Annotated in this window: 13 protein-coding genes; 6 read left to right on the forward strand and 7 right to left on the reverse strand. The window is 71.2% G+C overall.

Annotated elements, in window-relative coordinates:
* Positions 1–83 precede the first annotated feature (83 nt).
* Positions 84–1,541 (forward strand): 30S ribosomal protein S1, encoded by a 1,458-nt coding sequence (gene rpsA, locus GL325_RS00805; protein WP_154594809.1) that lies wholly within the window; start codon positions 84–86, stop codon positions 1,539–1,541.
* 64 nt (positions 1,542–1,605) lie between these two features.
* Here rpsA and GL325_RS00810 read toward each other — a convergent pair whose 3' ends face one another.
* Positions 1,606–1,755, reverse strand: coding sequence for a hypothetical protein (locus GL325_RS00810; RefSeq protein ID WP_154594810.1), 150 nt, complete (start codon positions 1,753–1,755; stop codon positions 1,606–1,608).
* A gap of 83 nt (positions 1,756–1,838) precedes the next feature.
* Here GL325_RS00810 and GL325_RS00815 point away from each other — a divergent pair, with 83 nt between their 5' ends.
* Entirely contained in the window at positions 1,839–2,795 is a 957-nt protein-coding gene (locus GL325_RS00815) for a helix-turn-helix domain-containing protein (protein ID WP_154594811.1), read from the forward strand.
* Positions 2,796–2,799: 4 nt separating this feature from the next.
* Here the strand turns inward: GL325_RS00815 and GL325_RS00820 are convergent, their stop codons facing one another.
* The gene (locus GL325_RS00820; RefSeq protein WP_187768310.1) at positions 2,800–4,128 is read right to left on the reverse strand and encodes a class I adenylate-forming enzyme family protein; all 1,329 of its coding nucleotides are present in this window, start codon (positions 4,126–4,128) and stop codon (positions 2,800–2,802) included.
* Positions 4,129–4,229: 101 nt separating this feature from the next.
* On the opposite strand from GL325_RS00820, the gene GL325_RS00825 reads away from it, so the two are divergent.
* Complete coding sequence (locus GL325_RS00825) at positions 4,230–5,135, forward strand: SH3 domain-containing protein (protein ID WP_187768311.1); 906 nt, start codon at positions 4,230–4,232, stop codon at positions 5,133–5,135.
* 2 nt (positions 5,136–5,137) lie between these two features.
* Positions 5,138–5,746, forward strand: a complete 609-nt coding sequence (coaE, locus tag GL325_RS00830) for a dephospho-CoA kinase (protein ID WP_187768312.1) — start codon at positions 5,138–5,140, stop codon at positions 5,744–5,746.
* 39 nt (positions 5,747–5,785) lie between these two features.
* Here coaE and GL325_RS00835 read toward each other — a convergent pair whose 3' ends face one another.
* From GL325_RS00835 to GL325_RS00845, 3 genes are all read right to left on the reverse strand, one after another.
* Positions 5,786–6,682 carry an RNA polymerase sigma factor RpoD/SigA gene (locus tag GL325_RS00835; protein WP_154596129.1) on the reverse strand — a complete coding sequence of 299 codons (897 nt, stop codon included), beginning with the start codon at positions 6,680–6,682 and terminating at the stop codon, positions 5,786–5,788.
* 102 nt (positions 6,683–6,784) lie between these two features.
* Positions 6,785–8,911 carry a S9 family peptidase gene (locus GL325_RS00840; RefSeq protein WP_187768313.1) on the reverse strand — a complete coding sequence of 709 codons (2,127 nt, stop codon included), beginning with the start codon at positions 8,909–8,911 and terminating at the stop codon, positions 6,785–6,787.
* Positions 8,908–10,245, reverse strand: coding sequence for a DNA polymerase IV (locus GL325_RS00845; protein WP_187768314.1), 1,338 nt, complete (start codon positions 10,243–10,245; stop codon positions 8,908–8,910). Before GL325_RS00845 ends, GL325_RS00840 begins: the two co-directional genes overlap by 4 nt.
* Before the next feature lie 99 nt (positions 10,246–10,344).
* Here GL325_RS00845 and GL325_RS00850 point away from each other — a divergent pair, with 99 nt between their 5' ends.
* Positions 10,345–11,829, forward strand: a complete 1,485-nt coding sequence (locus tag GL325_RS00850) for an APC family permease (protein ID WP_187768315.1) — start codon at positions 10,345–10,347, stop codon at positions 11,827–11,829.
* Complete coding sequence (locus GL325_RS00855) at positions 11,826–12,134, forward strand: helix-turn-helix domain-containing protein (RefSeq protein ID WP_222865749.1); 309 nt, start codon at positions 11,826–11,828, stop codon at positions 12,132–12,134. The genes GL325_RS00850 and GL325_RS00855 overlap by 4 nt, the downstream gene beginning before the upstream one ends.
* Positions 12,135–12,142: 8 nt before the next feature.
* Here GL325_RS00855 and lepB read toward each other — a convergent pair whose 3' ends face one another.
* Complete coding sequence (gene lepB / locus GL325_RS00860) at positions 12,143–12,721, reverse strand: signal peptidase I (protein WP_187768316.1); 579 nt, start codon at positions 12,719–12,721, stop codon at positions 12,143–12,145.
* Positions 12,706–13,395 (reverse strand): DUF305 domain-containing protein, encoded by a 690-nt coding sequence (locus GL325_RS00865; protein ID WP_187768317.1) that lies wholly within the window; start codon positions 13,393–13,395, stop codon positions 12,706–12,708. The genes lepB and GL325_RS00865 overlap by 16 nt, the downstream gene beginning before the upstream one ends.
* Between the last annotated feature and the right edge of the window lie 38 nt (positions 13,396–13,433).

Here is a 13,433-nt window from a genome sequence, read left to right on the forward strand (position 1 = left end):
TGCGCTGTGGGACCGGTGTGTCCGGTCTCGGGCGCGAATCCTGTCCGCACTTCAATTCCATCCATCCATCGGAGCCCCTCTACATGACTTCTGGCCTCGCAACTCCTTCTGCGGCCCCGCAGGTTGCGGTCAACGACATCGGCAGCGAAGAAGACTTCCTCGCCGCGATCGACAAGACCATCAAGTACTTCAACGACGGCGACATCGTCGACGGCACCATCGTCAAGGTGGACCGCGACGAGGTCCTGCTCGACATCGGCTACAAGACCGAGGGCGTCATCCCCTCGCGTGAGCTGTCCATCAAGCACGACGTCGATCCGAACGAGGTCGTCCAGGTGGGCGACTTGGTCGAGGCCCTCGTCCTCCAGAAGGAGGACAAGGAAGGCCGTCTGATCCTGAGCAAGAAGCGTGCTCAGTACGAGCGCGCCTGGGGCGACATCGAGAAGATCAAGGAAGAGGACGGCGTCGTCGAGGGCACCGTCATCGAGGTCGTCAAGGGCGGCCTGATCATGGACATCGGCCTGCGTGGCTTCCTGCCCGCGTCGCTCGTCGAGATGCGCCGCGTGCGCGACCTGGACCCGTACATCGGCCAGAAGCTCGAGGCGAAGATCATCGAGCTCGACAAGAACCGCAACAACGTGGTCCTGTCGCGCCGTGCCTGGCTCGAGCAGACGCAGTCCGCCGTGCGCCAGAACTTCCTCAACGAGCTCAAGAAGGGCCAGGTCCGCAAGGGCGTCATCAGCTCGATCGTCAACTTCGGCGCCTTCGTCGATCTCGGCGGCGTCGACGGCCTGGTGCACGTCTCGGAGCTGTCCTGGAAGCACATCGACCACCCGAACGAGGTCGTTCAGGTCGGCGACGAGGTCACCGTCGAGGTGCTCGAGGTCGACCTGGAGCGCGAGCGCGTGTCGCTGTCGCTCAAGGCGACCCAGGAGGATCCGTGGCAGCACTTCGCCCGGACCCACCAGATCGGTCAGATCGTCCCGGGCAAGGTCACCAAGCTCGTCCCGTTCGGTGCGTTCGTTCGCGTCGAGGAGGGCATCGAGGGCCTGGTGCACATCTCCGAGCTCGCCGAGCGTCACGTCGAGATCCCCGAGCAGGTCGTCCAGATCGGCGACCAGGTCATGGTCAAGATCATCGACATCGACCTCGAGCGTCGTCGCATCTCGCTGTCGCTGAAGCAGGCCAACGAGACCGAGGTCGCCACCGACGACAGCTTCGATCCGACGCTGTACGGCATGGCCTCGTCCTACGACGAGCAGGGCAACTACATCTACCCGGACGGGTTCGACCCCGAGACGGGCGAATGGCAGGAGGGCTTCGAAGAGGCCCGCGCCACGTGGGAGCGTCAGTACGCCGAGGCGCACGAGCGCTGGGAAGCCCACAAGAAGCAGGTCGCCGAGGCCGAGAAGGCCAACCTCGAGGCTGGCGAGGTGGGCGAGTACACGTCCGCTCCGGCCGAGCAGGAGCAGACCGGCGGTTCGCTGGCTTCCGACGAGGCGCTGCAGGCGCTGCGTGAGAAGCTGACCGGCGGCGAGTGATTCGCTGAGCTGAATCGAACGAGGCCCCGACCTGTTGGTCGGGGCCTCGTTCTGTCGTGGGGGGTCATGAGTCCTGCGGCGTGCCGAACCGGTCGGTGCGGTGGCTGCGGGGCGCGGGGCGGACGCCGAGTCCGTCGTGGGCGATGGTCGACCACAGGCTCACCGCTGAGGCAGCGGCGACCGTGGCCAGCAGGAGGAGCAGGAAGATCATCATGGCATCAATCCTGCGCTCGGTGCTATCCTGCCAAAAGTGGCGGGAATGACAGCTCTCGTCGTTTTCCCGCCAAGGAGGATCGCATGACGAAGATCGCGATGATCGTGTCCGACCGGGCCGAGCCGTTCGGGATGGGTGTCCTCGCCGAGGTCTGGGGCGACCAGTACCACCCCGATGACGACACCCCGGTCTTCGACTTCGTCGCCTGCACTCCCGAGCCCGGCGTGGTCCGGGGCGCCAGCGGCTTCGACTTCGTCATCGGGAGCGGGCTGGACGCGGCGGCCGATGCCGACCTCGTGGCGCTGGCGGCCAAGCGCGACTACCGCGCCGAGGACCCGCGGGTCAGCGAGGTCCTGCGCGCGGCCCACGCGCGTGGCGCGACCATCATGGCCTCGTGCACGGCCACCTTCCAGGTCGGCCACGCCGGCCTGCTCGACGGGCGGCGGTGCACCACGCACTGGCGCTACGGCGCCGAGTTGGCCGCCGACTTCCCCGAGGCCGAGGTCGACACCGATGTGCTCTACGTCGAGGACGGCCCCATCGTCACCGGCGCTGGATCGGCGGCCGGGATCGACGCGAACCTGCACCTGATGCGGCGCTGGTACGGCGCTCGGGTGTCGGCCACGACGGCCCGCCGGATCGTCGTCCCGCCGCATCGCGACGGGGGACAGGCGCAGTTCGTGCGGGCGCCGATGCCGGTCGTCGAGGCCGAGACCCTCGCGCCGGTGCTGGCCTGGGCCGAGGAGCACCTCGCCGAGCCGCTGACGGTGGCCACCCTCGCCCGCCGGGCGCACATGTCCGAGCGCACGTTCGCGCGCCGCTTCCGCGACGAGACCGGCACGACCCCGTGGCAGTGGCTGCTGGGGCGCCGGGTCGCGATGGCCGAGGAGCTGCTCGAGACCTCCACCCTCGCGATCGAGCAGATCGCCCAGCGGGTGGGATTCGGGAACGCGGCGACGCTGCGGCACCACTTCGGGGCGGTGCGCGGCACCAGTCCGCAGGCCTACCGCCGGTCGTTCACCTGCGTCGAGTCCGCCTGAGGGGTCACAGCTCGGTGCGGCGCACCTTGCCGGTCGCGGTCCGGGGCAGCGCCGAGACCTGTTCGTACTCCTTCGGCCGTTTGGGTGGGGCGAGGCGCTGGGCCGCGGCGTCGCGCAGCTCGCTCTCGCTGGCGTCGCCGACGTACGCCGCGGCGACCCGTTGGCCCCAGCGCTCGTCGGGTCGCCCGAACACGGCGACCTCGACGACGCCCGGCACCTCGACCAGGGCCGCCTCGACCTCGGCCGGATAGACGTTGACGCCACCGCTGATGATCAGGTCGGTGCGGCGGGAGTCGAGGTACACGTAGCCGGCGTCGTCCACGCGGCCGAGGTCGCCCACCGTGAAGGCCGGCCCGTCAGGGGTGTCGCGCCAGGCCTGCGCCGTCCGCCCGGGGTCGTTCCAGTAGGAGAAGCGCCCCCACGGCGGCACCGCGCACCACAGCTCGTCCTCGGCGTCGACCGTGATGACACGGCCCGGTCGGGCCCGACCGACCGTTCCGGGGTGGTCGATCCACTCCTGGGCCGAGCACGCCGTGAACTGGCCCTCGGTCGAGCCGTAGAACTCCCACACGACGTCCGTGCCGAACAACTCGTGGGCGCCGCGCCGGATGGGCTCGGGGCACGGCGCGCCGGCATGGGCCACGAGGCGGAAGCTCGAGAGGTCCGGCGTCGGAGCCTCCTTGAGGTGCGCCAGCAGCCGCTGCAGATGGGCCGGCACGCAGAACATCGTGGTGGGGTGCAGCCGCTCGACGGCCTCGCAGAATCCTTCGGGCGTGAAGGCCGGCAGGACCGCGACCGCGCCACCGGCCAGCGCCGTCCCGAGCGCGAAGCGCAGGGGAGCGGAGTGGTACAGCGGTGAGAGCACGAGGTTCACGTCCGTCGCGGTGAACCCCCACAGGTCGCGCTCCTCCAGGACGGCGGACCGGGCGTCGTCCCGGTCCCAGAATCCCGACCACACGCCCTTCGGCCGCCCGGTGGTCCCGGAGGTGAAGTGCATCGGCCGGCAGCGCGGCTCCGGGTCGAGCTCCTCGCGCTCGTCGCCGACCAGAGCGGCGAAGCCGACGAGGGAGTCCAGGACGACGGCGGGGGAGACGTCCTCGATGATCGGACCGCGCTCGTGGGGCGTCAGGCGGGGGTCGAGGGGCACGGGCACGCGGCCCGTCGCGACGCACGCCCACACCGCCGCCAGCAGCTCGATGCCGTTCGGGAGGCTGACCACGACACGGTCGCCCTCGCCGGCCCCGAGGCCGCGCAGACCGGCGGCCACGCGGGACGCCAGATCGCGCAGCTCGGCGGCCGTGGTGGCCCGCACGGTGCCCTCATCGTGTGACATCGCCCATTCCTCTCGCCTGACCCTGTCCGTCTCACTGGGATCTGGGACGTCAGTATGGTTGACTGGCCAGCGGCAGTACCCCCCGACCTGCATAGGTATCGATGACCCAGACCTCCAAGCCCGGACGCCGGCGCAAGCCCGTGGTCCGCGACCCTTGGTACGTCCGTGCGCGCAAGCACACGGCGATCGCGACCGGTGTCGCCTCGCTCGGCGTCGCGGCGGTCGCCTCGCTCGGCACCTCCTCGGCTACCGTCGCGGATGCGACGCACGTGTCGCACACGACCTCCGAGTCCGCTCCCGCCGGCTCCGGTGACATCGTCACCGAGGCGCTCGACGGAGCCGCTCCCGTGCGCACGAGCCGCAGCAGCGCCGAACGCGCGCCGCTGCCCTCGGCCGTCGAGGCCGAGGCCATGATCGAGGGCTCGCTGTACGCCCAGAAGACCGTGCCGGTCCGTGCCGACGCCTCCGAGGACTCGCCCGTGCTGGCGACGGTCGCCAAGGGCAAGACGCTCCAGGTCACCGGCGAGACCCGCGGCGGGTGGACGCAGGTCGTCCACAACGATCTCCCGCGCTGGGTCGCCACGAAGCTCGTCGACGAGGAAGAGCCGAAGCTGGCCCCCGAGGAGGGCACGCTGTCGACCGCCCCGTGCGGCATCGGCTCCGGCATCGAGTCCGGCCTGCAGGCCGACACGGTGCGCGTCTACCGCGCCGTCTGCGCGCGCTTCCCGCAGATCACCAGCTACGGCGGTCTGGCCGGCCGCGGCGAGCACGCCACCGGCCACTCGCTCGACATCATGGTCGGCGGCCAGCTCGGCTGGGACATCGCCGCCTTCTTGCAGGCGAACCGCGTCGAGCTGGGTGTCAGCTACCTCATCTACGAGCAGCGGATCTGGACCGTCCAGCGTGGCGGCGAGGGATGGCGCGGCATGAGTGATCGTGGCGGCGCCACCGCCAACCACTACGACCACGTCCACGTGACGACGTTCGGCAACGCCGGATCCCTGTGAGCGTGCCGAGAGCACGGCGCGTCGGGCTGACCGGCGGCATCGCGTCGGGCAAGAGCACGGTCAGTGCTCGGTTGGCCGAGCTCGGAGCCGTCGTCATCGACTACGACCGCCTCGCGCGTGACGTCGTCGAGCCCGGCAGCCCAGCCCTGGACCAGATCGCCGCCCGGTTCGGCGCTGACGTGATCGCGCCAGACGGCACCCTCGTGCGCCCGGTGCTCGGCGCGATCGTGTTCGCCGACCCGTCGGCGCTGAAGGACCTCGAGGCCATCACCCACCCGGCGATCCGCGCCCTGGCCGCCGCCCGTGAGCAGGGGGCCGGGCCCGACGCGATCGTCGTCCACGACAACCCGCTGCTGGTCGAGATGGGCGCCGCCGCTGCCTGCGACGTCGTGATCGTCGTCGACGTCCCCGAGCAGCTCCAGGTCGACCGCATGGTCCGCGACCGTCAGATGACCGAGCAGGACGCCCGGGCGCGCATCGCCGCCCAAGCATCGCGCGAGGAGCGCCTGGCCGTCGCCGACGTCGTCATCGAGAACACCGGCACCCTGGAACAACTGAGCGCCCGGATCGACGAGGTCTGGAAGGACCTGGTCGAGCCGAGCGCTCGCTGAGCCGGACGCCGCTGCATAGCGACCGGCCGGGACGGCCGCCTAGGCGGCCAGTTCGGGATCGGCGATCTCTCGCAGTCGCGCGATCGCCTGGCGCTCCACCTGACGCACGCGCTCGGCGGAGATGCCGTGGCGCTTGCCGATGTCGGCCAGCTTCTGCTGACGGCCGTCCAGCAGGCCGTAGCGGGCCTTGACGATGTCGGCCTCGCGGTCGTCGAGACGATCGACGAGGGCCAACAGCTGGTCACGGGCGTCGTGGTCGAGCATCGCCAGGTCGGGGCCCGGCGAGCTGTCACGGGCGATCAGGTCGCCCAGGCTGGTGTCGCCGTCCTCGTCCACGGGGGAGTCGAGGCTGACGTGGTCGCGACCCCACGCGAGCAGGTCGATGACCCGCTCGACCTCCATGTCGAGCTCGGCGGCGATCTCGGCCGGATCCGGGTCGTAGCCCAGCTGACGCTCGAGGTTGCGACGAGCGCCGGAGACCTGGTTCAGCTCCTCGACGACGTGCACGGGCAGGCGCACGACGCGGGCCTGCTGTGCGACACCACGGGTGATGGCCTGACGGACCCACCACGTGGCGTACGTCGAGAACTTGAAGCCCTTGGCGTAGTCGAACTTCTCGACCGCACGGATCAGGCCGGTGTTGCCCTCCTGGATGAGGTCGAGCATCGGCATCTGGGCGCGGCCGTACTTGCGCGCGATCGACACGACGAGACGCAGGTTCGCCTGCACGAACTCCTGCACGGCGCGGTCGCCCTCCTCGGCGATCCACTCCAGTTCCTCACGGGTCGCGCGCTTCGGGGCTCCGCCCTTGGCCCGGCCGACGCGGCCGGCCTCGAGCAGATGGCGGGCGAACAGCCCAGCCTCGATCGTGCGGCTCAGTTCGACCTCGCGCTCGGCGTCGAGCAGCGGGGTGCGCGCGATCTCGGACAGGTACATGCCGACGCTGTCCTTGCCCTCGAATTCACGGTCTTCCACGGTGATCCTCCTGACGGTGGCTTCACCGGGTACAACGACGAGCGGGGCCCGGGGATTCCGTTCTCAGGAGTTTCTTTGGTTGGGTCTGGTACCGGCGGTCGCGGTCGCCGTGTCGATGATCCAGGCCAGCTCCCAGGCTCGCTGGTGCCACGCGGCATAGCGGCCGCTGACGCCCCCGTGCCCGGCGGACATCTCGGTGCGCAACAGGACCGACCGCTCGGCTCCGGTGACCTCGCGCAGCCGCGCGACCCACTTCGCCGGCTCGACGTAGAGCACCCGGGTGTCGTTGAGCGACGTCCCGGCCAGGATCGACGGGTACTGCACGTCCGTCACGTTCTCGTACGGTGTGTAGCCCTTCATGTACGCGTAGACCTCGGGGTCGTGCAGCGGGTCGCCCCACTCGTCCCACTCGATGACGGTCAGCGGCAGCGACGGGTCGAGGATCGTGGTCAGCGGATCGACGAACGGCACGTCCGCGAAGATCCCCGTGAAGGCGTCGGGCGCCAGGTTCGCGACGGCGCCCATCAGCAGGCCGCCGGCGCTGCCGCCCTCGGCCACGAGACGGTCCGGGGAGGTCCACGACTCGTCGGCCAGATGGCGCGCGCACGCGATGAAGTCGGTGAACGTGTTCATCTTGGCGAGCTGCTTGCCCTCGTCGTACCAGCGGCGCCCGAGCTCGCCGCCGCCGCGCACGTGCGCCACGGCGTAGACGAAGCCCCGGTCGAGCAGGCTCAGCCGCGAGATCGAGAAGTCGGGGTCGAGGCTGATCTCGTACGACCCGTACCCGTAGATCAACCCGGGGGCCGATCCGTCGCGCGGCGTGTCGCGCCGGCAGACGATCGACAGCGGAACCATGGTGCCGTCCTCGGCGCGGACCCACGCCCGGTGCTGCTCGTAGTCGGCGGGGTCGAAGTCGCCCAGGACGGGGGCCCGACGGCGCAGGATCCGCTCGCCGGTGGCCGGGTCGAGGTCCCAGATCGTGGCCGGCTCGACGTAGGAGGTGTAGCCGATGCGCAGGTACTTCGGGTCCCACTCGGCGTTCCCGCCCAGGCCGCAGGTGAACAGCTCGGTGTCGAAGTCGAGCTCGGTGGGCGCGCCGATGCCGTCCGGGCCGACTTCCATGAGGGCCAGCCGCGTCGTGGCGTCACGCCGGTACGAGAGCACGAGATGGCGGGCGAAGGCGTCGACGGCCTCGAGCCGCACGTCGTCCGAGCCCGGCACGAGGACCGTGGTGGCGGTGGGGTCCTCGAGGGGAGCCAGGACCAGCTCGAAGTTGACGGCGCCGTCGTTGTGCAGGATGGCCAACTGGTCGCTGCCACCGACGATGACGTGCTCGACCGCGTAGTCCACACCCTCGCGGCGCGGCCACACGACCCGGAACTCGCCGGTGGGGTCGGTGGCGTCGAGCAGCCGGACCTCGCTGGTGATCTTCGACCCGACGCCGATGACCAGGAAGCGGTCGGAGCTGCTGCGGCCGACACCGACGAAGAAGCGCTCGTCCGGCTCCTCGAAGACCAGGACGTCGTCCTCGGTCGAGCCGAGCTCGTGCCGCCAGACGCGGTGGGGACGCCACGCCTCGTCGACGGTGACGTAGAACAGGTAGCGACCGTCGGCCGACCAGGTGGCGCCCGGTGCGGCGCCCTCGACCACGTCGGACAGGACCTCGCCGGTCGACAGCCGGCGCACGCGGATCGTGTACCGCTCGTCGCCGGTCGTGTCGACGGACCAGGCCAGCAGGTCGCCGTCGTCGGACAGGCTGAACGTGCCGAGGGAGTAGAACTCGTGCCCCTCCGCCTCGTCGTTGGAGTCCAGCAGCACCTCCTCGCCCGGCAGCGTCTGGCCGGGCTCGACGACCGGGGGCTCCCAGTCGTCGGGGCCGGAGATCGGGACGCGGCAGCGGATCGCGTACTGGCGGCCCTCGACGGTGCGCGAGTAGTACCACCAGCGGTCGTGGCGGACGGGGACGGACATGTCGCTCTCGAGCGTCCGGTCCTTGATCTCGGTGAAGATCTGCTCGCGCAGGCCCGCGAGGTGCGACGTCGTGTCCTCGGCCCAGGCGTTCTCGGCCTCGAGGTACGCGATCGTCTCGGGGTCGTCCTTGTCGCGCAGCCAGTCGTACGGGTCGATCACGGTGTCGCCGTGGTGCGTGCGCTCGCGGGGACGGCGTGGGGCGCGGGGGACGTCGGTCATTCCTCGACCGTACCGGCCACGGGCGACGGCGACTCACGATGCCCGGGTGTCAGGGCGGGGTCGTCCGCGCGCAGCGTGCGCACGGGGCCGACGGGTGTGTGACGCGTCTCGAACCGCACCGTGACCAGGCCGAGCCCGCGTCCCCAGACCCACCCGTCGCCGTACTCGTCGTGATGGACGTCCATGCCGGGGGACCACTCGTGCGCGCGCGGCGGGTCGGCCGGGAGGCGGGGCTCCTGCTCGAGCGGCTCGGGCGCGTCGTCGGTCTCCTCGGCGAACAGGTCGTCCTGCACCCAGTCGGCCAGGCCGCTGACCCCCACGCCGAGCAGGCGCAGCCCGCCACCGGTGTCCGTCGCGTCGAGGAGACGCCGGGCGGTGGCGACGATCAGGCGACTCTGGTCGGTCGGTCCGGGCAGCGTCGTGGAGCGCGTGTGCGTCGTGAAGTCGTGGTAGCGGACCTTGAGCGTGACGGTCCGGCCCGACAGTCCGGCCTTGCGCAGCCGCTCCGCCGTGCGCCGGGCCAGGGCGTCGCAGATCAGTCCCAGCTCTGCGCGGTCGACGATGTCCGTCTCGAAGGTGTCCTCGGTGCTGACGGACTTGTTCTCGCGGTGCGAGCTGACGGAGCGGTCGTCGATGCCCCGCGACAGCCGGTGCAGCGACGCCCCCGCGGCTTGGCCGAGCAGGTCGATCAGCTCGGCCTCGGAATGGCGCCACACGTCGCCCACGCGGGTCACGCCGACATGGTGCAGTCGCGCCGCCGTGGCCGGACCCACCCCGGCGATGACGGTCACGGGCATCGGCTCCAGCAGGTCGCGCTCGGTGCCGGGCGCGACGATGAACGAGCCGTCCGGCTTGTCGATCTCGGTGGCGATCTTGGCCATGAGCTTGGACGTGGCGACCCCGACGGAGGCCGTCAGTCCACCCGTGAGCTCGGCGACGTCGCGTCGCAACCGGTCCACCAGTTCGGGCACGGTGTCGGGGTCGAAGTCCGGGTCCGCGGCGAGATCGACGAACGCCTCGTCCAACGACAGCGGCTCGACGGCGGGGGAGAGGCTGCGCAGTCGCTCCATCACCACGGCCGACGCGGCCCGGTAGGCGTCGAAGCGACCGGACAGGAACGCCGCATGGGGACACCGCGAGCGCGCCTCGGCCATGCTCATGGCGGAGCGGACACCGTAGCGGCGTGCCTCGTAGGAGGCCGTCGACACCACCCCGCGTTGGCCGATGCCGCCGACGATCACGGGCTTGCCGCGCAACGACGGCTTGTCACGCTGCTCGACCGAGGCGAAGAACGCGTCCAGATCCAGGTGCAGGATCGAGGCGGTCGGACGCATGGGGCCATTGTCGCCGGTCGGGCCCACGCCGATGCTGTTCGCCCGGTGACACCGCGGCGTAACAGGCACGACACGCCGCCTTCCTAGGGTGGCGACGCCATGAACCGACCATCCGGTGTGCCCGCACTCGAGGAGGCGATCGCCCATCCGCCGGCGGTGCCCCAGGTGCGGGCGGAATCGGACCTCGCGGGACTGGACCGGCGCTCGGTGCTGCCCGGTGACCTGCTCGGTCTGTCGGTGGCCGTCATCGCCCCGGCGGCGAGTGCTCTGAGCGTCCCGTTCGTCCTCATGCGGGTGGTCGGCCCCGGCGCCTGGCTCAGCGCGGTGCTGGGCTTCGGCCTGGCCCTGCTGCTCGCGGGCGTCTTCTCCCAGTTCGCCACCCGGATCGCCGCGGCGGGCTCGATGTACACGTGGGTCACCCGGTCGCTGGGACCGTTCCCGGGGCTCCTTGTCGGTACATCGATGCTGCTGGGCTACGGGATCCTCGTCGCGTTCGGGGTCTCCCAGACGATCCGCAGATCGACCGAGGCCGTCTCGCCGACGTCCCCGGGCCAGACCGCTGCCGGGCCGTGGCCGCAATGGTGGATCGGCGTCGCCGCCCTCGTGTTCTGCCTCGTCGTCTCCATCCGCGGGGTCCGCGTCGCGACCCGGCTGGCCCTCGTGGTCGAGTCGGCGCTCGTGGTGGGGTTGTCGTGCCTCGTCGTCCTCACGATCGGGCGTGAGGGCCTGCCCTCGCCGGCGGTCCTCTCCCTCGAGGGCGCCGACCCGTGGCGCATCGTCCTGGGCGCCACGATCGTCCTGGGGATCACGGTCGGGTTCGAGGCCTCGGCGGCGCTCGCGAGCGAGGCAGAGCGCCCGTTCTGGAGCGTGCCGCGGGCGATGACGGGATCGGTGCTCGTCGCCGCGGCGCTGTACGTGGTCAGCTTCCTGGCCGCCAGCACCCTGGTCCCGGCTCCGGGCCATCCCCGCGGGCCGGCGCAGCGGTGGTTCCCCGACACGGTCGACGCCCACCACGCGGACGCGGTCCTCAGCTCGTTGCTGGCGGTCTCGTTCCTGGCGTTGACCCTGTGCGCCTGGAATGCGCTCGCGCGGGTCGTCTTCTCGTTCGCCCGCGAGGGCATCCTGCCGGCGGGGCTGGGCTACACGCACCCGCGGTGGGCGTCTCCGGTCGGGGCGCTGCTGGTGATCGCCCCGTTCGCGATCGCCCCGGCCACCGTCACGTTGGTCGTCGGTCGGGAGGTGGGGCCCCTCTCGACGGCGTTGTTGCAGTCCGCCGTGTTCGTCCTGTTCATCGCCTACGCCCTCGTCGCGCTGTCCCTGCCGGCCTTCCTGCATCGCCTCGACGAGCTGACGGTCGGCCCGGTGGTCCTGGCCGCGACGGCCGTCGTCCTGACTCTCGCGCTGGCCTCCGTCGACACCGTCCGGGACGTCCGCGACGGTGATCCCTCGGGCCTGGTGCTCGCGGGGGTCACCCTGGTCTTCTCGATGGTGTGGTTCGGGTGGCTCCGATCCCACCGGCGTCGCGCGCTGCGCCGCATGGGCATCCACGACGAGACCATCCGTACGGATCTGTTGGGCGCATGAGCACCGGCATGACCGATCCGCAGCCGAAGGTGCCGCCCGCGCCCTTCCGGGGTCGCGAGCCCGGTGCGGTCGACAACGCCTTCTCGATCCTCGAGGAGGTGGCCCGGTCGGGAGCGGGGGTGTCGGCGCGCGAGATCGCCGAGAACCTGCAGATGCCGCGCGCGACGGCCTACCGGATCCTCAAGCACCTCGTCCAGCAGGAGTATCTCGTCCGCAGCCCCGACCTGTCGGGCTTCGCGCTGGGCCAGCGGGTGCGCGATCTCGCCGGGGCGATGGAGCCGACGGACCCCGGTCACGAGGACTGAGCGGTTCCTCAGGGCCAGCCGAACAGGACCCGGGCCCGGATCGAGGAGAGCGGCAGCAAGCCCGAGGCGCCCGTGCGTGCGTGCATGGCGCGAGAGTCGAACGAGCGGCGCCGGTTGTCGCCCAGCACCCAGGCGTGACCCGGAGGGACCGTGACGTCGTAGGTCGTGTTCAGCAGGTCACCGGGCGGCTCCGCCAGGTACGGCTCGTCGAGCAGGCTCCCGTTGCGCATCAGCAGGCCGCCCGGAGCGCAACAGGTGATCCGGTCGCCGGGCAGGCCGATCACGCGCTTGACCATCGCCTCACCACCGGAGGAGTCCTCGGACCGACCGGCGCGCTCGCGCTCCGCCGCGCGCCAGGGCTGCGGCACCTCGAAGACCACCACGTCGCCGGGTTCGACCCGGTCGACGCCGATCCGCGTGGTGATCACCGAGCTGCCGGTCGCGTGGGTCGGCGCCATGGACGGCGAGGTGACCGTCGCGTGGCCGACCACCCCGGTCGCGAGCGACCCGGCGACGAGCGCAGCGACCGCGGCCGCGGCCCACCAGCCCGCGTGCCGGGGACGGGCCGGGCTCAGTCGCGGGGGCACGTCGAGGGCCCCTTCGGGCCACACCGCTCGTCGAGGAGGTTCCTCATGTAGGCGATCTCGGTCGTCTGCTCGCCGATGATGTGCGTCGCGGTGCTGCGGACGAAGGCGTTCGTCTGCTCGGGCAGGTAGTCCTGCGACATCGTGATGGCACCCTCGTGGTGCTCGATCATCGCGACGAGGAAGGCCACCTCGGCGGCCGGGCGATCCAGGGTTGCGATCTCGTCGACGCGCGCCTGCGCCAGCATGCCGGGCATCGCATCCGCGTCGTGGTCGTGGCTCTCGGTGCCGGCGGAGTCCTGCCAGGCCTGGAGCCAGGCCCGCATGGTCGTGATCTCGTTCTTCTGGTCCTGGATGATAAACCGCGCGGCGGAGCCGACCCGGGCGTCGAGGCCACGGTGGGTGCGCACGTTCTCGGACAGCTCGACGGCCTGGCGGTGGTGCATGATCATGTCCCGCGTGAAGGTCACGTCGGCGGCGCTCGGCGGCTCGGCCTTCTGCAGGCGGGGGAAGGTCTTCACGGTGCCCCACGGGCGCTCGACCGTCCCGCGCTGCTCCGCGGTGTCGGCGGCCTTCGTGCCTCCGAGGGACACCTGCTGGGGCTGGGTGCCACAGCAGGCCAGGGCCAGCGCGGCCACGGCGAGTGCGACCGGGCGGAGGACGACGTTCATGCGCATGGGAGCTCCATCGTGGGTGGTGCGGTCCCACGGCGAGC

Source organism: Aeromicrobium sp. 636 (assembly GCF_024433585.1).
In the GTDB taxonomy this organism is placed as follows: domain Bacteria; phylum Actinomycetota; class Actinomycetes; order Propionibacteriales; family Nocardioidaceae; genus Aeromicrobium; species Aeromicrobium senzhongii.